Source organism: Chryseobacterium sp. GP-SGM7 (assembly GCF_049166575.1).
Taxonomy (GTDB): domain Bacteria; phylum Bacteroidota; class Bacteroidia; order Flavobacteriales; family Weeksellaceae; genus Chryseobacterium.
In genome coordinates, this window is sequence record NZ_JBMHFF010000005.1 from 42,847 (window position 1) to 65,821 (window position 22,975).

Consider the following 22,975-nt stretch of genomic DNA (forward strand, 5'->3'; position numbering starts at 1 on the left):
AACCAAATAGATTAATAATTAACAACATATATTAAAAAAATTATTTAGCTTTGTATATTATATCAGATAAAATTAAGATTTATGAAAAAAATAATTAGTACTTCTTTACTATTCGGAATTGCTATTTTTAGCAATGGATTGTTTGCACAGGAACTTTCTAATGAGAAGATGAAAGTTTTCCAGACGGACAAAATAGAAGACATAAAAAGAGTTTTCAAGCAAGAAGATTTTATTAAATGTTTTGACATCAAAGGAGTTTCTTACAATATGTTTTCTTTAAGCGCAAGATATGAAAGAGTAAATGTAATCAACTATTTACTTGCAAATAACATAAGCGTGAACAAGTCTTGCAGTGATGTTACTCCACTCATGTATGCAGCAATGTATGGATATACAGATACCGTGAAACTTTTCTTAAAAAACGGCGCCAAAAAAGAAACAAAAGATCGTAATGGCAAAACAGCAAAAGATTATGCTTTAGAAAACAAGCATTCTGATACAGCTGCAATTCTTTAAAAAATTTTTACAATATTATATTTAAACTTCCTTAGGGGAGTTTTTTTATTTTAAAACCTTCAAAAATCATATCTTTGCCAACGGAAAATTCAAAGTTCTAATTTGAACTTTATACATTGAACTTTAAACAAATAATTATGTTTCGATCGCACACAAACGGAGAATTATCTCTCAAAAATCTTAATGAAGAAGTTACACTTTCAGGATGGGTACAAACCATTCGTGATAAAGGATTTATGATTTGGATAGATCTTCGGGATCGTTACGGAATTACACAATTGGTTTTCGACCAAGACCGTTCTACAGCGGAATTGATGGAAAATGCAAAAAAACTGGGACGTGAATTTGTGATTCAGGTTTCAGGAAAAGTAATCGAAAGAGTAAGTAAAAATCCCAATATTCCGACTGGAGAAATTGAAATTTTAGTTGAAAAATTTACTGTATTAAATGAATCTCAACTTCCTCCTTTCACGATTGAAGACGAAACCGATGGTGGCGAAGAACTGAGAATGAAATACCGTTACCTTGATATCAGAAGAGCTCCCGTAAGAGACAAACTGATTTTCCGCCACAAAATGGCGCAGAAAGTGAGAAATTATTTATCAGACGAAGGTTTTATCGAAGTTGAAACTCCGGTTTTAATTAAATCTACTCCGGAAGGCGCAAGAGATTTCGTGGTTCCAAGCAGAATGAATCCGGGACAGTTTTATGCACTTCCTCAATCTCCGCAAACTTTCAAACAATTACTGATGGTTGGCGGAATGGACAGATATTTCCAAATCGTAAAATGTTTTCGTGATGAAGATTTGAGAGCCGACAGACAGCCTGAATTTACACAAATCGATTGCGAAATGGCATTCGTAGAACAAGAAGACATTATGAATGTTTTCGAAGGAATGACCAAAACTTTACTGAAAGACATTACAGAAAAAGATTTTGAAAATTTCCCGAGAATGACTTTCGCCGATGCAATGCAAAAATATGGAAACGATAAACCAGATATCCGTTTCGGAATGGAATTCGTAGAGCTGAATGATTTAGCAAAAGGAAAAGATTTTAAAATATTCGACGATTCTGAATTAGTAGTAGGAATTAATGTTGAAGGAATTGCAGACTACACCAGAAAACAAATCGATGAATTGATTGATTGGGTAAAACGCCCTCAAATTGGTGCAACCGGAATGGTCTGGATTAAATTCCAAAATGATGGTGTTGTAACTTCTTCTGTCAATAAATTTTACAACGAAGAAGATTTAAAGAAAATCACAGAAAAATTCGGTGCAAAAGCAGGAGATTTAATGTTTGTAATGAGCGGAAATGCAGACAAAGTAAGAACGCAACTTTCGGCTTTAAGAATGGAACTTGGAAACCGTCTTGGTTTAAGAAAAGGAGACGAATTTGCGCCACTTTGGGTGGTAGATTTCCCGTTACTGGAATTCGACGAAGAAAGCGGGCGTTACCACGCCATGCACCATCCTTTCACCTCTCCGAAAACCGAAGATTTTCACTTGTTGGAAACTGACCCAGGAAAAGCAAGAGCCAATGCATACGATTTGGTTTTAAACGGAAACGAAATTGGCGGTGGTTCTATCAGAATTTTCGATAAAGATTTACAATCAAGAATGTTTGACTTGTTAGGATTCTCAAAAGAAGAAGCAGAAGCCCAATTCGGATTTTTAATGAACGCTTTCAAATATGGTGCTCCGCCTCACGGTGGTTTAGCTTTTGGCTTTGACCGCTTGGTTGCCATTTTAGACGGAAATGAAGTGATCAGAGATTACATCGCCTTCCCGAAAAATAATTCCGGACGAGATGTAATGATTGATGCGCCAAGTAAAATTGCGGATGAGCAACTAGATGAGCTGGAATTGAAATTGAATTTAAAAGCATAAATTAAAAGCGGAGATTTTTCTTCGCTTTTTTTTATGTTGAATATGACAAAACAAGAGTTTATTAATTTCGTAGAAAATATAAATCATCAATTTTTTACCTTTGACATTGGGTTTTATTTTTTTAAAACAAATGAATCATTTCTTCAGATTCAAAATAAAAACTAATTAATAATTTCCTATTTTTACTCAAACACAAATTTTGAAAAAATGAAAACTCCATTACAAGTTCTCCAACAATATTTCGGCTACGACAGTTTCCGCCTTGAGCAATCGAATGCGGTTGAAAACGTAATTGCGAAAAAAGATACATTTGTTCTGATGCCAACTGGTGGAGGAAAATCCATTTGTTATCAGGTTCCTGCATTGGTTTTAAATGGAACTGCGATTGTAATTTCTCCGCTCATTGCTTTGATGAAAGATCAGGTTGATGCGTTGCGCATCAACGGAATTTCTGCGTCATACATCAATTCTTCGATGAGTTCTTTTGAGCAAAATGACACTTTAAACCAGTTAAAAAATGGCAAACTCAAACTTTTGTACGTTGCTCCCGAAAAACTGAGTTCGGAAAACGGTGCGTTTTTAGAAATGCTGAAAGAAGTCAATATTTCTCTGTTTGCCGTTGATGAGGCGCATTGCGTTTCGCATTGGGGTCACGATTTTCGTCCGGATTATTTGTTTTTAAATGGCATTAAAAATCAATTTCCAGATGTTCCGGTTATTGCTTTAACGGCGAGTGCAGACGAAATTACAAGAAAAGACATCTGTAAACAACTGAATCTGCAAAATCCGCTGGTTCTAATTTCGTCTTTTGACAGAGCCAACATCAAATATTTTGTTCAGCCAAAACAATCTGTGCTTGAAAATATCATTCAATACCTGAATGAACACCCGACAGATTCCGGGATTATCTACTGTTTATCAAGAAAAGGGACAGAGGAAATGTCGAATAAATTACGGGAAAACGGCATCAATTCGGCCTTTTATCACGCCGGGCTTTTATCTGCGGAAAGAGCAAAGGTTCAGGAAGATTTTTTGAAAGACAAAATTCGGGTAATAGTTGCTACGATTGCTTTTGGAATGGGAATCGACAAGAGTAATGTACGTTTTGTGATGCACGCAGATTTGCCGAAAAACATTGAAAGTTATTATCAGGAAACCGGAAGAGCGGGAAGAGACGGTTTGACGAGTGAAGCGATTTTGTTTTATTCCTATGCGGATGTCATCAAATTAAAAAAATTTGCAATGATAGAAGGCAACGAAGAACAATCTGATCTGATGTTGCAAAAACTACAGCAGATGTCAGATTTTGCCGAAATGCAAAAATGTCGACGACAATATTTAATGGAATATTTTGGCGAAAAACACGGTGGAAATTGCAATTCCTGCGATTATTGCCTGAGTGAATTTGAAGCTTGGGATGCAACTACTGATTCTCAAAAATTATTAAGTGCTATTTTCAGGCTAAAAGAACGTTACGGTAAAAACTTAATTATTGATTTTCTCCGAGGTTCAAAAGGTGTGAAAATTACAGATTATATGCGTAGTTTGCCAACGTATGGAATCGGAATTAATCACGGTAAAAATTATTGGCAAAATTTAATCAGACAATTGCTCAACAATGGTTTTCTAAGTGAATCGAATGATGAATTTTCTGTTTTAAAATTAAATGAAGAGAGTAAGCTGGTTTTATTCAAAGGCAAAAAAGTTGAGTTCAAAAAAGTAAAAGAACACGCCAAAGCTGTTGTCGTCGAGGAAATGGAGAACGATTACTCAACGCATGACTTTGATTCCAATCAAGATTTGTTTGCAGAATTGAGAACTTTGAGACGGGAAATCGCCGAGCGTGAAAATGTTCCGCCTTATGTTATTTTCTCGGATGCGACGTTACTGGAGTTATCAACTTTCATACCCAATTCAAAAGAAGAATTGAATCATATTAGTGGTTTCGGCGCTTTTAAAATTGAAAAATATGGAGATTTGTTTCTTCCTACAATAGTTGAGTTTTGTAAAATCCATAATTTGAGCAGTAAAATTACATTTAAAAAACCTAAAAAGAATATGGTTGCGAAAAGTACAAATAAATACGAAGCGGGAACTTTTACCACCACTTTTCAAATGTTCAAGGCAGGAAATAGTATCGAAGAAATTGCTGAAAATAGAAATCTGGCTATCAATACCATTCAAAATCATTTAGTAAATTTTGTAACCGTGGGAACTATCAAACCAAGCGAATTGATGGATATGAGCAAAGCAGAAACAATTATCGAAATTGCAAAAAACCAGAAACTGCCATCTTTGAAAGCCATAAAAGAAGAATTGTGTGACGGTTTTTCTTATTTTGAAATTAATGTTGCTATTGCCTATTACAAATCATATCAATAAAATTTATACTTTCTGGCTATCTCAAAAGTTACAGAAATTTCTATTCAATAAAAAGCAGGTTTTTTACATGAAAAACGAATATTGATCTAAATATATTTAAATTAGTGCTCAGAATTATTTGTTTTCTCATGAAAAAGTTAATACCAAAACTATATTATATTTTTATTCTTCTGAGTATTTTTACTTCAGCTCAGGATTATACTTCCGAAAATGAAAAATTGAAGGGAAATATAAAATCCATCTATTTATATATCATTGAATATGGTAACAAAGAAAATCCTGTTGAATTTAAAACTTTCGACACAAAAGGAAGACTTCTTGTTGCAAAGAAATATAATGACGGATATTTGAGACGCGAAGAGCGAAACGAATACAAACCTAATCAAATTATTACTACGCTCTGTGAATCTTGCGGTGATAATTTCGACAGCTATTTTTCTAAATTTTCAATCAAAGAAAATCAAAAATACCCGTATTCTGATTATCTAACGAACGATCCCAGTGTAAAAAATAAAACCTATAAAACTGTTGATAAAAAAGGTAATGTTGTTTTAGAAAAATATTTTACCTCAGAAGGATATCTCACTTCTATAGCAAAATCTACTTTTAATGCGAATTCTCAACTCCTTTCAAGAGAAAGTTTTGACGATGAAAACAAATTGCTTTCAAACATTAAAAATATTTACAATAAAAGTAATTTGAAAACCGAAGAAATAAGTAAAAGTGAAAACCGCCCTGAATCAAAGACAAGTTATTTTTACGATAATCTAGGAAGAATAAAACTTGAAAAACAAAACTATAACAATAGCTTCTACGAAACTTCATATGAATATTTTAAAGAAAAAGACAGTGCAAAAATTTTGAGATATTCTGCAAGTCCACCAAAAGATAAAAAACTGTATCAGATTGAAAAAACATACCCAAAACTAAAAGGCAAAGTAATAGAAAAACAGAATGTTTCTGACAATAAAGCCGGATACAAAACAGTTTATGAATATGATGAAAACCAAAAGTTATCCGCACAGAAATATTACGATGATAAAAATGAACTCATAAGGGAGTTGCATTATACTTATGATAAAAACGGAAACTGGAATGAGATCAATATTTCTGAAATGGTAAACGTAATTTACAATAAGGATGCACCTAAAAAGGAGAATCAAAAAAAGAAATACATCAGAAAGATTGAATATTATTGATTGTAAGGTAATTTTACCTTTAGAAATTAAATATTTTTCTGCTTTTATAAATTTAAACTATGAACCAAGAAATCCTAATCTACAACACTCCAACCTCTGAAGAAATTTTAAAACAGATCAATCAATATGAATTTAAAAGATTATGGAAGGATAATCTTAAAAATAACAGTAAAAATCTATTTTATGGAATTCTATTTACATTAGTGGGAACTCTAATTATTCTTGCAGAAGGCTATCGTTTCGCAGGGTTCTTTTTCGGGTTTTCATTAGCTGCATTTTCGTATTATTTCTCTTATTATTCCTCATACAAAAAAGCAAAAAAAAGACATGAGGAAATCATTGAAAAAGAAATTTACAATCTCAAAACAAATTCAAAAGATGTAATCTGGGAATATACTCCTAGTCATTTTTCTTTTAAAAGTTACAAAGCAGAATACAGTTTTATCTGGAGCGAAATTACCTATTGCATCTTAGACGACAAATATCTTTACATTACAGCTTCATCGTTTCTGAACTTCATTTTAGAAAAAGCTAATATTGATAAAGAAAACCTTGACAAAACAATTATTTATCTTGAAAATAAAGCAAAATTTGAAGAAATTTAATTTTGTTTTATCACTAAAAACATAAAAAACCGGAGAAATATTTCTCCGGTTTTTATATGAAACTTTACTGTAAAACTGGTTACAAATATCCGTTTTGTACCAACCAAGCCGTAATTCTTTTTAAAGTAAGAGCATTCGGGTCTACCGCAGACGAAAGAAATTTCACATTATCTTTTTGAGGAATAGAAACCACTTTTCGCACATTATCTTTCGCACTAAACAGTTCAAAATTTTGCGCATTATTACCACCTGCAAAATTCACTTTAGCAACCAAAATTCCTCCCGGAATAAAAAATTCATAAAAATCCTGTCCGTTTCTGCTTCCTGTGGAAGTAAAAAAACCGATTTGTTCACCACCCTGTTCGATTGCCTTAGTTTCTTTTAATTCAATCGGCCAATTTTTGTTACGCGAGACTAAAGTATAATTCACAGCAGTTCGTGGTGAAACACCTTTTGAGGCTATAAGTTCAGTAATTTTAGCTTCATTTAGGCTGTTTCCCTCAACAACCCCGCCTTTTCCTATAAGATTTACAAAACCTTTTTCCATACCTAAAGTTGATAATTTGAAAATTCCAACCTGATTGGTCGGTAAAAAAGTAAAACGATAATACATTGTTGTATTGTCATTTTTATCACCCTCAAACTCGGTACTCAAAACTGCAATTACTAATTTTTCTCCTTCCATCGAATACAGATTGAAGTTTTTGGTCAAGCCTAAATTTTGTTTCTGCACTTCAACTTTTCCTATTTTCTGACCATCGACAGTAATAATATTATTCTTGTAATCAACCTTTTGCGCAGAAAGGAAAATATTGATTCCGATCACACATAAAACCGTAAAAATTGTTTTCATTTAAAATTATTTAATTGCGTTGAAATTACAAATAATTTTTCACGGCACAATGATTGCAGATTTTCAGCAAATCAAATTACAATGAAAGCAATCTGGAACGGTGCCATCGGCTTTGGATTAGTCAATATTCCTGTGAAAATTTATTCTGCGACAGAAACAAGTAAGCTTGATCTTGATATGCTGGATAAATCTGATTTTTCTAATATCAAATTCAAAAGAGTTAATGAAAAAACAGGTAAGGAAGTGAAATGGGCAAATATTGTAAAAGGCTTTCTCATAGATGACAAATATGTTGTTCTTGATGAAGATGATTACGCTGCGGCAAGTCCCGAAAAATCTAAAATTCTGTCTATTGAGCATTTTGTGAAAGAGGCAGAAGTAGATTCTGTTTATTTTGAAACTCCTTATTTTCTGGAACCTCAAAAGAATGGAGAAAATGCTTACAGACTTTTAATTAAGGCTCTTCAGCAGACAAAAATGGTCGGAATAGGAACTTTTGTACTTCGTGACAGTGAAGCAATAGGGATGATTCGTCCTTATAATGATGAAATACTGGTTTTGAACCGTCTTAGATTTGATCAGGAAATCAGAGATTACAAAGATTTGAAAATTCCTGCTAAAAAAGCTCCGAAACCTTCTGAACTGAAAATGGCAAAAAATCTCATCGAGCAGCTTTCAGAACCATTTGACCCTAAATTTTACAAAAACGATTATTCTGCGGAACTTTTAAAAATTATCAAGAAAAAAGCCAAAGGAAAATCTGTGAAGCTTAAAAAAACTGAACCTGCAAAACAAGGTAAAGTAATCGATCTGATGGCACAGCTAAAAGCCAGCCTACAAACTCCTAAATCTAAAAACGCATCATAATGGCCCTTAAAGATTACAATAAAAAACGGAAATTTGATGCGACAAGCGAACCAAAAGGTAAAACAAAGAAAAGTGACGAAAAACTTATTTTTGTTATTCAAAGACATGCTGCATCAAGATTACATTATGATTTCAGATTAGAAATGGAAGGTGTTTTAAAAAGCTGGGCAGTTCCCAAAGGTCCGTCCCTAAATCCTGAAGACAAACGATTAGCGATGATGGTAGAAGATCATCCTTATGATTATAAAGATTTTGAAGGGAATATTCCTGAAGGAAATTATGGCGCCGGACAAGTTGAGGTTTGGGACAGCGGAACGTATGAACCTTTAGATGAAACCTCTAAACTTTCAGATGAAAAAGAATTGCTGAAAGAATTGAAAGCAGGCTCACTAAAATTTATTCTTCACGGAAAAAAATTAAAGGGTGAATTCGCTTTGGTTAAAATGAAAAATGCCGAAAACAACGCCTGGCTTCTCATCAAACATAAAGATAAATTTGCAAAAGATGAATATGATGCCGAAGAAAATACCGCAAAAAATTCTCAGGTCACCAAATTTTTAGAGGAAAAAAAAAAGCCCAAAAAGCAGCAAAAAGAGGTCATAACTTCTGAAACAAAACCAGTATTTCGACGTTTCAATTCCTTAGTGGACGAAAAGAAACTGGAGAATTATATTAAACCAATGCTAGCAAAATTGCATGACAAACCCTTTGATGATGAAGACTGGGTTTTCGAAATTAAATGGGACGGTTATCGAGCTATTGCCGATCTAAGCAAAAAACAACCTTTATTTTATTCCCGAAACGGGATTTCTTTCTTATCTAAATTTAATAAAATTGCCGTTGATTTCGAAAATCAAAAACACAAAATGATTCTCGATGGAGAAATTGTTGCTTACGACGAAAATGGAAAACCAAGTTTTCAATTCTTACAACAAATTGGCGAAAACTCAGATTTAGCTTTAACCTATCAGGTTTTTGATCTGTTGTGGCTAAATGGTCATTCTACCGAAGAACTTCCTCTAATTCAACGCAAAGAGCTGCTGAAAGATGCTCTAATTGAAACCGATGTGATCAAATACTGTGACCATATTCCGGAGAAAGGTATTGATTTTTTTGAACAGATGAAGAAGATGCAACTGGAAGGAATGATTGCTAAAAAATCGGACAGCGTTTACAATGAAAACAGCCGAAGCTCAGATTGGCTCAAAATAAAATTCACCAATACAGAAGAAGCAATTATTTGCGGATTTACAGAACCACGAGGCTCAAGAGAAGGTTTTGGCGCATTAATTCTTGGAAAACACATTGACGGAAAACTGATTTATGCTGGTCATACAGGAACTGGTTTTAATAAAGATTTAATTAATGAAATTCACGAAAGACTCTTAAAACTGGTCACAAAAACGTCACCGTTTGAAAATGTACCTAAAACAAATATGCCGGTTACATGGACGAAAGCAGAATTGGTTTGCGAAATAAAATTCTCAGAAATTACAAAAGACGGCATTTTCAGACATCCTGTTTTCGTGGCAATTCGGGAAGATAAAAATCCTGAAGATCTTAATCAAAAAACTAAAGAAATGAAAGCTAAAACTTCACCCAAAAAAGCAGTTTCAGATGAAAAAGATCCTGAAATAATCTTAAACAGACGGAAAATTAAGTTGACTAATCAGGATAAAATATACTTTCCCAAAGATGGAGTGACTAAAGGCGAAGTGATCGACTATTATCAATCTGTTTCAAAATACATTCTGCCTCATTTAAAAAACCGTCCGCTTTCTCTAAATCGTTTTCCGAACGGCATTGAAGAAATGGGTTTTTACCAGAAAGATGCAGGAAAAAACACTCCGGAATGGATAAAAACAACGAAAGTTTATTCAGAATCAACCGACAAAAACATCGATTATATTTACTGTAACGACAAAGCCACTTTAGCGTATCTGAATAATTTAGGCTGCATAGACCTCAATCCCTGGAATTCTTCACTTCCCGATTTAGAGAATCCTGATTTTTTGGTTTTAGATCTCGATCCATCAAAGAAAAACTCGTTTGATGATGTAATCGAAACCGCTTTGCAGATAAATGAAGTTTTAAAATCAATAAAAATTAAAGGCTATTGCAAAACTTCCGGGAGTACAGGAATCCATATCTATATTCCGATGGGCGGAAAATATAATTTTGACCAGGTGAAAGATTTCGCCCACATTCTCATGAAGCAGGTAAATGAAAAGTTACCAAAACTGACAACTTTAGAAAGAAGCTTACAAAAACGTGACGACAAAAAAATCTATCTCGATTATCTTCAGAACCGTTCCGGACAAACTCTGGCAAGCGTGTACAGCATTCGCCCAAAAGAAAGTGCATCTGTTTCAATGCCTTTGGAATGGGAAGAATTAAAAAAAGGATTAAAGCCTACAGATTATACTATTCATAACGCACTGGAAAGAATTATAGAAAAAGGAGATTTATTTAAGCCTGTTTTGGGAAAGGGAATTGACATGATGAAAGCACTGGAATTGTTGGAAGGAATGAATTGATGTTTGTAAATAATAACAATTTTTTGCGTTATGTTTGTCATTCTGAAAGAATCTTAAGCACAAATTATTACAGATTACTTCTCTAATGCCATTCTGAGATCCCTACGGGATGACAAACTAACCGCTGATTTACTAAAAACAATAATCACGGCAACTTTGCGACCAAACTTTCCGGCAAAATTTTTAAAATCAGATAAATTATTTTCCATTTAAAATTGGGAACAATCGTGAAAGAATTTCCTGCGTTGACGATATGTCTTGCTACATAATCCGGTTTCATAATCAACGATTCATTCAATTGTAATCCTTCATTTATTTTAGTTCTGATATATCCAATTACCAAAGCATTGACTTTAACGTTTCTGGGAGCTAGTTCCTGTCTTAAACCTGCTAAATAGGTTGTAAAAGCCGCTTTTGTACTTCCGTAAACAAAATTACTTTTTCGTCCACGAACTCCGGAAAGGGATGACAATCCGATAATTCTTTCTAAATTTTGATTGCTTTCATCCGTTGCAATAATATTCAGGATAGAAACTGCTCCCATATAATTGACGAGCATCATTTGTTGAGTTCCTTTAAAATCATTTAAAGCTTTTTCATTATCAACTAAAAAACCTGCGGCATAAACAACGATATGAGGTTTTGCTGGAAGTTCGTCGTAAAATTTTTGATGAGAATTAAAATCAACTGAATCGAAAGATAAAACCGTCATTTTTGAGCTGAAATTATTTTCCTGAACAAATTCTTCTAAAGATTTTGTATCTCGGGAAGCAGCAATTACGGAAAACCCTTTTTCAATATATTGTTTGATAGCTTCTTTGGCAACATCAGAATTAGCACCTAAAATGAGAATGATTTTGTTTTGATTCATGGGACAAAGATATTTTATTTTAAATTTTAAACACAAATTCCACTAATATTTTCACGAATAAACACAACGACTAAACGGTTTGTCATTTGGACGAAGGAGAAGTCTTTTAAAAGTTTTAGTTAAGTGGTTAAGATTATTAAGATAGATTCTTCACTCTGCTTTGCTACGTTTTGAATGACACAGTGTAAAATGATTACATGAAAAAAAATCGGCGCGGTAAGCAAAGCTTACCGCGCCGAAACACAATATTATTAAAACTAAAAATTATTTCTTTTCAGTTTCTGTAACTTCTTTTTTATCAGCAACAGCTTTGTCGCCAAATCTAGTCGCTGTAAATTCTCTTGATATTGCTGCTTTCTCAAATTTCAATTTTCCGGAAAGTGTTTCAATAACTACTCCATCCTCCTGAATCTGAGCAATTCTTCCGTGAAGACCAGAAGTAAGCACTACTCTGCTTCCCACTTTAAGCTCTTCCTGAAATTTTTTCTCCTGCTTCTGCTTTCTCATTTGTGGTCTGATCATCAGGAAATAAAATCCTATAACCATTACTCCCATCATCATCAACATGGTGGTAGAATTTCCCTGAGGTGCTGCCTGTAAAAATAGTGTTAACATACAATATTTAATTATGGTTGAATATTGGCATTGAACGTCAATTTTACCGGAGCATTTTCTACGTTAGCAAAAACGTCTGCATATTTATTTACAGCACCGTCAAAGTTTGAAGAATCAAAGCTTAAAGTAATTTTTCCTTTTTTACCCGGCATAATTGGGTCTTTCGTGAATTCAGGAGCAGTACATCCGCATCCAGGTTTTACTTCAGAGATAATTAACGGGTTTGTACCTGTATTGGTCACTTCATAAACGTGGTTTACTTTTGATCCTTTTTTGATATTTCCAAAATCGAAATTGCTTTCAGATAATGCAATTGTAGTTGTAGGCTGATTAGATTTTACAGGAGCTGCAACTTCACCACCTGCCGCAGCCGGAGTTACAGGCGCAACTGCAGAATCACCTGAAGGAGCATTGGTAGAATCTACACCAGCAATTGCAGAGTTTTCTGTTGTTTTATTTTCTTCTTTTTTACAAGAAACCAATCCGAAGCCAATAATAGACAAAGCGATAATTGATAACGTCTTTTTCATATTAAATTATATTTATATTCTATTTAAATCTTTACAATATTTATCTAAGATTCCGTTAATGAAAATATTTGATCTTTCAGTAGCAAATACTTTAGCAATCTCGATATATTCATTAATAATAACTCTTGAAGGTGTAAAAGGAAAATTATCAAGTTCAGCAATAGCAGTCGTTAAAATCACTTTATCCATCAATCCTACTCTTTCCAGATCCCAGTTTTCTAAACGCTCAGAAAGTTTTTTCTCATTTGCTTCCCAGTTATTTAATGTATATCTCAACAATTGGCTGGCGAAAGTTTTATCTTCTTCATCTTTAATCATTTTAATTAAAGTTCTGCTTTCTTCATCTTCTTTTAAGAAACCGATCGTTTTCTGAACCATTGAATTGGCAATATGAATATCATCCGACCAGGTAAGCTCTCTATCACCTATATAATCATGGAAATCATCATTTTCAGCAATATATCTTAAAAATAATTTACCAATAAATTTTTGATCTTCCTCGAAAGAATACCCTTCTTCTTTCATAAAATCCTGATAACGCTTTCCTGCAGTCATTCGTTGGAAAGTTTTCACCAACATATCGTCATGTAAATCCCATTTCAAATCTTTATGCTGACCGGAAAAGAATAATCTTTCAGGGTTTTCTTCAAGCTTTTTTAAAACCTGATTATTGATAAATTTTTGATTGGGGTTGACATCCGAATCTGTTTTGAAGTATTTGTTTTTACCAATTTCCATCTGATTTTCTGCAAGATCTTTCAGACCTACTAAAAAATTTAACTGGAAAATATAGAGATTATATATTTTCTCTATCCCACTAAACATGTTTTTTTCCAAAACATCAAATTTAATAGGATTTTGGTAGTACGAATATACACTTTCTACTACTTTTTCACGGATTTGTCTTCTTCCTAACATTCAAAGAGCTTTTTATGGGTGCAAAGATATGAAATTTAAAATTTATGAAATTCTCAGTCTCCTTCAATTTTTGTAATTTTGTGAAAGTTTATGAAAGCACTGAAAACTCTGAACCCTTACTTTTGGAAGCACAAAATATTATTGTTTTGGGGGTTACTATTCATTATCGCCAGTAATTTTTTCAATATATATAAAGTACAGTTCGTTGGTAAATCTGTTGACGAACTGACAAAACATGGAAATCTTGGTTTTAATAAACAGGTTTTGATTTACGTTGCCATTATTGTCGGTTGTTCACTTCTTACAGGATTCTTCACTTTTATGATGCGACAAACGATCATTGTAGCTTCAAGAAGAATTGAATACGAACTTAAAAATAAAATTTACAGACATTACCAGGAATTATCGCTGACAGATTACAAACAAACGACCATCGGAGATCTAATGAACCGGTTAAGTGAGGATATTGTAGCGGTAAGAATGTATTTGGGACCCGGCGTAATGTATGTTGTCAACCTGCTTGTGCTTTTGTTGATAACGAGTGTTTATATGCTAAAAACTGACGTTTCAATGACAGTCTGGACGCTCTTGCCACTTCCTGTTCTATCTTTTATTATATTTAAAGTAAGCTCGATTATCAATAAAAAATCAAAAGTAATGCAGAAAAGTCAGTCTGCCATTTCCACTTTTGTACAGGACAGTTTTTCGGGAATCAGAGTTGTGAAATATTTTGCAAAGGAAAAGTACATCCAGAAAAATTACGGCATCAAAGTTACTGATTATCAAAACAAAGCTTTAGATTTAGCAAAAACAGAAGCCTATTTCTTTACGATTATTTTATTCGTGATAGGTTTATTAAATGTTGCTGTGATTTTAATTGGCGGACAAAAATATATTGCAGGAGAATTGACGGTCGGTAAAATTGCTGATTTCTTCATGTATATCAATATTTTGATCTGGCCATTTTCAATGGTGGGTTGGGTTACTTCAATCAATCAAAGAGCGGAAGCTTCGATGCAGAGAATTAATGAATTTATGGATAAACAGTCTGAAATTTATAATAAAAACTTTGAAAATTATCCTATTAAAGGCGATATAGAGTTCAAAAACGTTTCTTACATATATCCAAATACAGGAATTAAAGCGTTAGAAAATTTAAGCTTTAAAATAGAAGCCGGAAAATCTTTGGCCATCATGGGAAAAACCGGAAGCGGAAAATCAACAATCGCTTTACTACTTTGCAGACAGATCGATCCTACGGAAGGCGAAATTTTAATTGACGGTAAGAATTTAAAAGAACATAATTTAGAAAACTATAGAAATTTTATTGGATATATTCCGCAGGAAAGCTATTTATTTTCGGATACAATTGAGCATAATATTGGTTTCTCAATCGACAATCCAACTCACGAAAAAGTAGTGGAATATTCTAAAATTGCAGACGTTCACAAAAATATTATTGACTTTAAGGATCAGTATAAAACCCTCGTCGGCGAACGTGGAGTAATGCTTTCGGGAGGCCAGAAACAGAGAATCTGTATCGCAAGAGCCCTAATTAAGAACCCAAATATTATTATTTTTGATGATTCACTTTCTGCATTAGATACAGAAACCGAACAAAATATTCTTGAAAATATTGATGATAAAATAGATAATGCAACTTCTATAATTATCACACACAGAGAGTCTAGCGCTCAAAGAGCTGATAAAATTCTTAATCTTAACGAAATTACCAATTCTGCAACTGCGTAGCCAAAACATTTTGAATTGTTAAATAAATCATAAAAAAAACTTTGTGATTAAAAGAAATATTTTATATTTGTTCTTAACAAGATTAAAAAATATCTAATAATGAGTGAATACAAGGAACGCCATGAAAATGAAATTTTCACTAAGGTGCTAAAAGCGGGGAGAAGAACTTATTTCTTTGATGTGCGCGAGACGAAAGCAGGAGATTATTATCTTACAATTACCGAAAGCAAAAAGAATTTCGGAGAGAATGGAGAGGCCACATTCGAGAAGCATAAAATTTATCTTTACAAAGAAGATTTTAAGAGTTTTCAGGAGATGTTTAATGAGTCCACAGATTTCATCATTAATGAAAAGGGTGAGGATGTTATTTCAGAAAAGCATGATAAAGATTTCAAAAGCAGAACGTATACCATCGATTCTGACGATGAAGTTTAACTAAAAGAATTTCTAAAAACACAAGCATCTTGAGAAAAAGGATGCTTTTTTTGTGCCTGAATTTTTATAAATCTAAATAATTTTCATCAATATTTTTGCATAAAAAAACACATTTTCAATGAAGAAAATGTGTTCAAATGTGGGTGAATGAGGGGTCTCGAACCCCCGACCTCCGGAACCACAATCCGGCGCTCTAACCAACTGAGCTACAATCACCGTTTTGGTGGTGCAAATATAAGAAAGAATATTTAATTACAAAACAATTCCTTCAAAATTTTTCAAAGCGAGCAGCTTTTCTGTTGTAAACCCTTCTGCATAGGCAACTCCAGACAATCGGCCCAGGTCTTGAGCGCGATACGTTAAGCTTTCATAAAAGTCTTTTGAAGTGATTGGTGTTTCAGGTTCTGTAGATTTTGGATCGTAAAACTGAGTTTTAAAAGCCATACAGGCTTCCAATTTTTTCCCTAAATATTCTGAAATATCAATTACAAATTCCGGCACAATATTTTTCCACTGGATGTAATGGAAAATCTGCTTTGGCCGCCAAATTTCCTGAGCTTCTCCATCTGAAACGGTCTCAATTTTTCTTAGTCCAGATAAAAAGCACGCATCAGACACTAATTTCGCAGCTTTTGCATGGTCTGGATGTCTGTCATCAATTGCATTGGCTAAAACGATTTCCGGACGGTATTTGCGGACCATTTTTACAATCTCCATCTGATATTCTTCAGAATTAACCAAAAAACCATCTTTCAGTCCCAAATTTTCTCTTACAGCAACTCCCAGAATTTTTGCAGCTTCTGTAGCTTCTTCTTTTCTTGTAAGGTCAGTTCCGCGAGTTCCCAGTTCGCCTTTAGTTAAGTCTATAATAACGCAGGTTTTTCCTTCCGAAATCAATTTAGCAATTGTTCCTCCACATCCTAATTCTACATCATCAGGATGAGCTCCAAAAGCAAGTATATCTGTTTTCATTTATTTTAACTTTGTAATCACTCATATTACAATGAGCATAGTTTTAATTTTTTCAAAGGTAACATTTAAAACAAAAACTTCCCAAACATTACGAATGGGAAGTTTTTATACTTATGATTTAAATTTCAGATTATTTATTAATTTCTCCATTTAGTTTCACAGCATCCTGATAAGTAGGATCCAACTGTAAAGATTTTGCAACATAGTCTTTAGCTTTAGCCACATCTTTATCTTTTTCAAGATAAGCTACTGCAAAATATGCGTATGCAAGAGTTTGTTTATTGGCTTCAACATCTGCCGGTTTTACTGTTGATATAAATTTCTCATAAGCAATTTTTGCTGCATCATTATTACCAGCTTGCTGATAAGCATAACCCTGACTGTAATAAGCAGGAGCCCAATCCGGAAGCAGACCGCTCATTTTCTGCCATGTAACGATAGCTCCATTCCAGTTTTTAGCATCCTGGTAAGCATTTGCTAATTTATATAATGCATCAGAATCTTGAGGATTTGCTGCAACTTGTTTTTTCAAAGCTTCGATTGCGGGGCTGGTTGGTCCTGCATCTACAGAAGCCTGAGAAGCACCTCCACCATTAATTTTGGCTAATTCCATATCCCATTTCAAAGTCTCATCTTTAGCTCCTTTTGCGATCGCAATTTTTTGTTGAGATTCTGCTTGTAATGCTGATTTTTTAGCGGCGTCAGTTTCAGTTTTAGCTAAACCTGCAGCAATTAATCCCATTAAACCTTGATCAGCCGGCTGAATTCTTGATTTTTCTGCCTGAGACACAAAAGTATCCATATTTTGCTTGGCTTCTGCATATTTTCCATCTGCATAATCTACATAAGCTCTTAATTTAAATTTGATAGGATCGTTGATTTTATCAAAAATTTTATCTAAGATAGCTTTAGAATTTGCATAATCTTCGTTAGTAAAATACAATTTAGCAATCTCTAATTGAGTGTATGGATCTTCATCAGCATATTTTGTATAGTTGATCAAATCCTGAGTCGCTTTTGCATTTTCCTGATATTTAATATTGTAAGCCGCTAAAGCTTTATACGCCGGAGCATATGTTGCATCTGTAGAAATTGCTTTTTCAATACTAGTTTTAGCCTGTTGCCACTGTTGAGCAGCCATCCACAAAGTACCTATTCTTGTGTGAACAGACGCTTTATTTTTAGCTAAAGGCAAGGCTTTATCATAAGCAGACATTGCATCTCCAGGAACTCTTTTTAATCTGTAAGCATCACCTAAAGTATAATAGTAATATGCAGGAACTTCTTTTTTAGAAGCTCTTTCAATTGCTTTATTCAAAAACTGAATTGCTAAATCTGGAGAGTTATTTTTCTCGAATAAAGTTAAAGCTTCTGCAGCTCTATATTGAACTTCAGCGTCTTTTTCTCTTGAATCAGCAATCTTCTGAATTTCAGCAATTGCAGATTTGTCACCTTTGCCTAATTTCACGGTTGCCAAACCTATCTGGTTTAAATAACTTTTCTTATCAGCAGCCAAACCTTTATTGAAGTTTTCTGTTGCTGAAACAAAATCTGGCTCTGCCTGTCTTAAGAAAGTATTTCCTAAGTAAAAATAGTTTTCTGCTGTAGGCTCTTTTGAAATCATTGCAGAAAAATTGGTTTTTGCAGCAGCAAATTTATCGCTATCAATACTGTTTATACCATCTTGCAATGTTTGAGCAAAAGCAAAATTGGTAAAAAATACCACTGATGCTCCTAAAGCAATCTTCTTAACATTCATAATCATTATATCTTTCATTATTATTTAAACTTTTCTATTTTAAAAAACCGAATTATAATTACACAATTTTCAGACCAAAATAACATATTTAAATTGTATAAAAGCTAATATTAAGATTTTTTAACGCATTTGAACTTCGCGCCTATAGATATTATAAGGCTGCAATCCTTCTTTTTCAACAATCATCTGCCCCAATTGAGTACACGAGTATCTAATAAAACCATTAGCAATGTTAAAATTACCTTCGTTTGTTAAGAAATAAAGAACTCTTGTAAATGGATATTTCATTTCTCTTAAACCATCAAAATCCGGAGAATAAGATTTTCCTTTGTCTGTGACAGGAAGAATTTTTATCATTTCCCTAAGTTTCTGCGCTTCTTTATCATAAGGTCTGCTAATTGTATTCAGACCGATTACACCAATTTTGTTTGGATATTTATTTAATTCCTCAATAACATTAATGCTCCCCGGAATAATAGAAAATTTAAGATCCTTTGGTTGTTTTTTAAGCTTCTGTGCTACAAAATTCAAATTACTGGAATTGGTACCATCGAAAACAAAATTCTTTTCATCAGACTGTAAGCCTGAAGAAATTTCTTCCATCGTAATACCTGATTTCTCGGAATTTTTTGGAACAAAGAATACAACAGCATCTGCAGCAAATCTTGCCGGAATGATTTTCATATCAACTTTTTCTTCGTAAGCCTTAACTTCTTCAGGAGATAATTCTTTAGACATCACAGAAATTCTCACCTTATCATTCAATAAATCAAGAAAGCCCAAATCTTCTTTATTGGTAACCACTTTGATTTTAGTTTCCGGATAGCTGATCATATATCCTTCTGCCAAAGCTTCTGTTACACTTTTAAAAGACTCATCTGTTGAAATTGTCATTTCTCCCTTATTGTAAGAAACTTTTGATTCTGTTTTTTTAGAACAACCAAGAATAAATAAAAGAGATAAAATGAGCAGTGAACCAGTACTATTCTTCATCTTCTTCAGTGCTTCTAAATTTAGAAATAGCTCTCCAGATTCTGAAAATTCCGTACAGAATTAACACAGTACCTAATGAATAAGCATAGACAGGCTCGAGGAATTTATAAATCATCATTACGATTCCTAAAACAACATAACAGATTCCTGCAACAAGAGATAACCAATTGAACATCATACAACAAAAATATTAAAAAAAATAAAAAGAGAAGCATAAGCTTCTCTTTTTTAATTATTATTTAAAATAAATATTAACCTTCAAAATTCATTGTTAAAGGTAGTCTGAAACGGTAACGAACAGATTGACCATTGATTTTTGCAGGAGTCCATTTATTTTTAATAGACTTAATTGTTCTAACAGCTTCTGAATTAAAGTCAGAATTTTTACCGTTAGCTTTTACATCAGTAATAGATCCATCTCTTTCCACAACGAAAGTGATTTCAGTTTTTACAGTACCTTCATCACCATTCATTGCTGAACCATCAAAGTTACCAGAAACTTTATTTCTGAATGCATTAATCCCTCCCGGGAATTCCGCAGTCTGCTCAACCTCGCTGTATACTTGCGTATCGCTCACCTGGGGTTTTACTTCTGCTGTAGAAGCTTTAGTACCTGTAGATGGTGGCGGTGGAGGTGGCGTATAAGCCGGAGCTTTTACCCCCTCCTGAGCGACTAAACCAGTTGTAGTTTCTAATTGCTTAGAAATCGGTGGCGGTGGAGTCTCCACTTTCGGAGCTTTCACCGGTTCCGGAACTACGTTTTGGATAATCTCAATTTTCTCTTCTTCCTTTGGAGGCGGAGGTGGAGGTGGTTCTTCTTCTTTTGGCTGCTCAATGATAGGTTCCTCTTCAATGATTTCCATCAATTCTGAGTTTACTTCTTTTGGTGCCTCTGCATTCATATTCTTAATCGTCATATAAATGAAAGGCGACAAAGCAGTTACCAAGAATAATCCTGTACCAATAATAAAAGACTTTGTCAGCAATCTAGGATACTGATGTCTAATATCGTAAGCACCATATTCTTTATTTCTATTTTCAAATACAATCTCGTCTAAAGTAAGATTTTGACCGTAAATATTTTCATCTGCCATTATATTGCAAATTTAAATGTTAAATTACTTTGCAGTAACCAATTAGTTACCTACTTTCTTATCGTAGATCGCTTTTTCATAAGGCTTAAGATCGGTTACACCGTATCTTTCACTCTTCGTAATTGCCATCTCATCAAGAATATCTACAAAGTTCTTATATACTGCATCGTCAGTGGGCTTTATAATTACTGTAAACAGATCTTTCTTTTTAGCCCTTGCTTTTGCTTCCTTTATAACTTCTCTAATACCTTCTCTATCTGAAGAAGTTTCATACATTGTCTGATCATTAAGACCCGCGGGATCTTGCTGATGCCAGAAAATTTTGTTATCCTTACCTAGCAATAAGGTAATTGAATTGGATAAATCAATTTCCGTGGGAGGTGGTTTTTGAGATTCATCTTTCGGTTTTGCCGGAAGACCCAAATCCATCACATTCGGTTTACTAAACGTTGATGTAAACATAAAGAACATCAATAGTAAGAAATTAAGGTCAACCATCGGAGTCATATCGACTCTGGGGTTGTTTTTCTTGGATCGAACTTTGCCACCTTTGGCACTCTTATCCTGTACTTGTACTTCTGCCATTTCTTCTCTCTATTATTCGTTAGGCTTACCTTCTTGTGATGTAATCAACCAAAATTTAAGAAAATCGATATCTCTTAAACCTTCAAATAAACTCTTCACTTTAGGATATTCTGTTGTGACATCACCCTTGATTGCCAATTTGTAATCAGGGTTAACGTTTAAACTTTCTTTTACCCAGTCAGTTAATTGCTTATTTGTACTGTCCATTGGAATCCCTGTAGGACTCTTATAATTTTTCTGCTCATCTTCCGGCATATCCAAATAGCTTCTCAACTGGCTCATAGGAACTCCGATTGCCTGTACTTTTTGGAATGCTGCTTTTTCTTTATCGCTAAAAGTAACGTTGTACTTTTTACCCATATTCTCTAAAAGCTTTAATCTCTCTGTTGCATTTTCTACTGGCTGGAAATAAAATTTTCCGTCCGGAGTAGCATTAATAGTCATTAAACTTGCATCAGGAAGTAACTTCTCTGAGATTGAAGATGGCGGTTTGATCTGCTCCACATCAGGTTTTTTGAACTGAGTGGTCATAATAAAGAACGTAAGTAGTAGGAACGTAACGTCGCACATTGCGGTCATATCCGTAACTACACCATGTCTTTTTGGTTTTATTCTCGCCATTATTAATTATCTAATTATTAAACTTCTTTTTTTGTGTAAAAACACAGACTCACTATTTCTTAGTGAAATTCTGCAAAAGACTGCTGAATGCTCATAGCGATCTCATCGATCTTATAAGTCAATCCGTCAATTTTTGAAGTAAAGAAGTTGTAAAGGATAATCGCTACTGCAGAAGTACCAATACCTAATGCCGTGTTAATCAAGGCTTCAGAAATACCAATTGATAATGCAGCTGCATCCGGAGTACCACCTCCAGCTCCTAAAGCGAAGAATGCTCTAATCATCCCGATTACCGTTCCCAATAGTGCTACTAATGTTGCAACAGTACCTAAAGTAGAAAGAATCATCATGTTTTTCTCTAGCATTGGCATCTCAAGAGTTGTAGCCTCTTCGATAGCTTTATTTAGAGCAACCATTTTCTGTTCTTTGTTAAGAGTTGTATCATGAGCTAAAGCTTTGTAAGTTGTAAGACCTTCTTTTACAACGTTCCCTACAGAACCTTGTTGTCTGTCGCACTCTTCTAAAGCTTCGTCAACTTTATTGCTATTTAATAAACTTCTTACTTTTACTACGAAGTTATCTACGTTACCTGCACCTGAAGCTTTGTTCAAAACAAAATATCTTTCAAATGAGAAAACGATTACCGTAATCATGAATGTTACCAATAAAGGTACAATAATACCTCCCATGTAGATCATTCCCAAAAATCCTTCAGGATGCATCTCTTTACCTTCCACATCAGAAAAAGCAACTGACGCTCCTGCTAATCTTGGATCAGCTTTAAAGTTACCCGGGCTACCCAGTACGAATAACCAAATACAAATTCCTATAACCAATAGGATAGGAATAATTACAGCTGGATTAAGGCCTCCTGCTTTTCTAGCAACTACTTGCTCATCATTTTTTGAAACATTCATTTCCATATTTAACTAAATTATATTGTTTTAAAATTTTAGAATTGTAAAATAAAGGCAAAATT

22 protein-coding genes and 1 tRNA gene are annotated in these 22,975 nt (G+C 33.8%); 9 read left to right on the forward strand and 14 right to left on the reverse strand.

Annotation, left to right across the window (positions count from 1 at the left end):
* Positions 1-81: 81 nt before the first annotated feature.
* From ACOOWA_RS16935 to ACOOWA_RS16955, 5 genes are all read left to right on the forward strand, one after another.
* Entirely contained in the window at positions 82-516 is a 435-nt protein-coding gene (locus ACOOWA_RS16935; RefSeq protein ID WP_421376993.1) for an ankyrin repeat domain-containing protein, read from the forward strand.
* A 137-nt stretch (positions 517-653) separates the two neighbouring features.
* The gene (aspS, locus tag ACOOWA_RS16940) at positions 654-2,408 is read left to right on the forward strand and encodes an aspartate--tRNA ligase (protein WP_421376994.1); all 1,755 of its coding nucleotides are present in this window, start codon (positions 654-656) and stop codon (positions 2,406-2,408) included.
* A gap of 207 nt (positions 2,409-2,615) precedes the next feature.
* Positions 2,616-4,790, forward strand: a complete 2,175-nt coding sequence (gene recQ, locus ACOOWA_RS16945) for a DNA helicase RecQ (protein WP_421376995.1) — start codon at positions 2,616-2,618, stop codon at positions 4,788-4,790.
* Positions 4,791-4,918: 128 nt separating this feature from the next.
* Complete coding sequence (locus tag ACOOWA_RS16950) at positions 4,919-5,989, forward strand: hypothetical protein (RefSeq protein WP_421376997.1); 1,071 nt, start codon at positions 4,919-4,921, stop codon at positions 5,987-5,989.
* A 59-nt stretch (positions 5,990-6,048) separates the two neighbouring features.
* Entirely contained in the window at positions 6,049-6,594 is a 546-nt protein-coding gene (locus ACOOWA_RS16955; RefSeq protein WP_421376999.1) for a hypothetical protein, read from the forward strand.
* A gap of 79 nt (positions 6,595-6,673) precedes the next feature.
* On the opposite strand, the gene ACOOWA_RS16960 is transcribed toward ACOOWA_RS16955, so the two are convergent.
* Positions 6,674-7,447, reverse strand: a complete 774-nt coding sequence (locus ACOOWA_RS16960; protein WP_421377000.1) for a hypothetical protein — start codon at positions 7,445-7,447, stop codon at positions 6,674-6,676.
* An 81-nt stretch (positions 7,448-7,528) separates the two neighbouring features.
* Here ACOOWA_RS16960 and ACOOWA_RS16965 point away from each other — a divergent pair, with 81 nt between their 5' ends.
* Complete coding sequence (locus ACOOWA_RS16965; RefSeq protein WP_421377001.1) at positions 7,529-8,314, forward strand: Ku protein; 786 nt, start codon at positions 7,529-7,531, stop codon at positions 8,312-8,314.
* A complete protein-coding gene (ligD, locus tag ACOOWA_RS16970) occupies positions 8,314-10,851 on the forward strand; it encodes a DNA ligase D (RefSeq protein ID WP_421377003.1) in 2,538 nt (845 codons plus the stop codon). Before ACOOWA_RS16965 ends, ligD begins: the two co-directional genes overlap by 1 nt.
* A 145-nt stretch (positions 10,852-10,996) precedes the next feature.
* On the opposite strand, the gene ACOOWA_RS16975 is transcribed toward ligD, so the two are convergent.
* The 4 genes from ACOOWA_RS16975 to nusB form a co-directional block, all read right to left on the reverse strand.
* Positions 10,997-11,722: an SDR family NAD(P)-dependent oxidoreductase gene (locus ACOOWA_RS16975; RefSeq protein WP_421377004.1), complete on the reverse strand. Its 726-nt coding sequence runs from the start codon at positions 11,720-11,722 to the stop codon at positions 10,997-10,999.
* A 264-nt stretch (positions 11,723-11,986) separates the two neighbouring features.
* Positions 11,987-12,337: a preprotein translocase subunit YajC gene (gene yajC / locus ACOOWA_RS16980; protein ID WP_421377006.1), complete on the reverse strand. Its 351-nt coding sequence runs from the start codon at positions 12,335-12,337 to the stop codon at positions 11,987-11,989.
* An 11-nt stretch (positions 12,338-12,348) separates the two neighbouring features.
* Positions 12,349-12,867: a DUF1573 domain-containing protein gene (locus ACOOWA_RS16985; RefSeq protein WP_421377007.1), complete on the reverse strand. Its 519-nt coding sequence runs from the start codon at positions 12,865-12,867 to the stop codon at positions 12,349-12,351.
* Between the two features lie 12 nt (positions 12,868-12,879).
* Positions 12,880-13,785: a transcription antitermination factor NusB gene (gene nusB / locus ACOOWA_RS16990; RefSeq protein WP_421377009.1), complete on the reverse strand. Its 906-nt coding sequence runs from the start codon at positions 13,783-13,785 to the stop codon at positions 12,880-12,882.
* Between the two features lie 90 nt (positions 13,786-13,875).
* Between nusB and ACOOWA_RS16995 the strand changes: the two genes are divergently transcribed.
* Together ACOOWA_RS16995 and ACOOWA_RS17000 are read left to right on the forward strand one after the other, a co-directional pair.
* Positions 13,876-15,537, forward strand: coding sequence for an ABC transporter ATP-binding protein (locus tag ACOOWA_RS16995; protein ID WP_421377010.1), 1,662 nt, complete (start codon positions 13,876-13,878; stop codon positions 15,535-15,537).
* Between the two features lie 99 nt (positions 15,538-15,636).
* Positions 15,637-15,972: a DUF3276 family protein gene (locus ACOOWA_RS17000; protein ID WP_029295477.1), complete on the forward strand. Its 336-nt coding sequence runs from the start codon at positions 15,637-15,639 to the stop codon at positions 15,970-15,972.
* A 141-nt stretch (positions 15,973-16,113) separates the two neighbouring features.
* On the opposite strand, the gene ACOOWA_RS17005 is transcribed toward ACOOWA_RS17000, so the two are convergent.
* From ACOOWA_RS17005 to ACOOWA_RS17045, 9 genes are all read right to left on the reverse strand, one after another.
* Positions 16,114-16,189 (reverse strand) — tRNA-His (locus tag ACOOWA_RS17005).
* A gap of 35 nt (positions 16,190-16,224) precedes the next feature.
* A complete protein-coding gene (bshB1, locus tag ACOOWA_RS17010; RefSeq protein ID WP_421377012.1) occupies positions 16,225-16,944 on the reverse strand; it encodes a bacillithiol biosynthesis deacetylase BshB1 in 720 nt (239 codons plus the stop codon).
* A 130-nt stretch (positions 16,945-17,074) separates the two neighbouring features.
* Positions 17,075-18,721, reverse strand: coding sequence for a tetratricopeptide repeat protein (locus ACOOWA_RS17015; protein ID WP_421377014.1), 1,647 nt, complete (start codon positions 18,719-18,721; stop codon positions 17,075-17,077).
* Between the two features lie 102 nt (positions 18,722-18,823).
* Entirely contained in the window at positions 18,824-19,696 is an 873-nt protein-coding gene (locus tag ACOOWA_RS17020; protein ID WP_421377016.1) for a PstS family phosphate ABC transporter substrate-binding protein, read from the reverse strand.
* Complete coding sequence (locus ACOOWA_RS17025) at positions 19,686-19,874, reverse strand: C4-dicarboxylate ABC transporter (RefSeq protein ID WP_421377017.1); 189 nt, start codon at positions 19,872-19,874, stop codon at positions 19,686-19,688. The genes ACOOWA_RS17020 and ACOOWA_RS17025 overlap by 11 nt, the downstream gene beginning before the upstream one ends.
* Before the next feature lie 73 nt (positions 19,875-19,947).
* The gene (locus tag ACOOWA_RS17030; RefSeq protein ID WP_421377019.1) at positions 19,948-20,790 is read right to left on the reverse strand and encodes an energy transducer TonB; all 843 of its coding nucleotides are present in this window, start codon (positions 20,788-20,790) and stop codon (positions 19,948-19,950) included.
* A 42-nt stretch (positions 20,791-20,832) separates the two neighbouring features.
* Positions 20,833-21,375 (reverse strand): ExbD/TolR family protein, encoded by a 543-nt coding sequence (locus ACOOWA_RS17035; RefSeq protein ID WP_421377020.1) that lies wholly within the window; start codon positions 21,373-21,375, stop codon positions 20,833-20,835.
* 12 nt (positions 21,376-21,387) lie between these two features.
* Complete coding sequence (locus ACOOWA_RS17040) at positions 21,388-21,996, reverse strand: ExbD/TolR family protein (protein ID WP_421377022.1); 609 nt, start codon at positions 21,994-21,996, stop codon at positions 21,388-21,390.
* Positions 21,997-22,055: 59 nt separating this feature from the next.
* A complete protein-coding gene (locus ACOOWA_RS17045; RefSeq protein ID WP_074232066.1) occupies positions 22,056-22,919 on the reverse strand; it encodes a MotA/TolQ/ExbB proton channel family protein in 864 nt (287 codons plus the stop codon).
* Positions 22,920-22,975 lie beyond the last annotated feature (56 nt).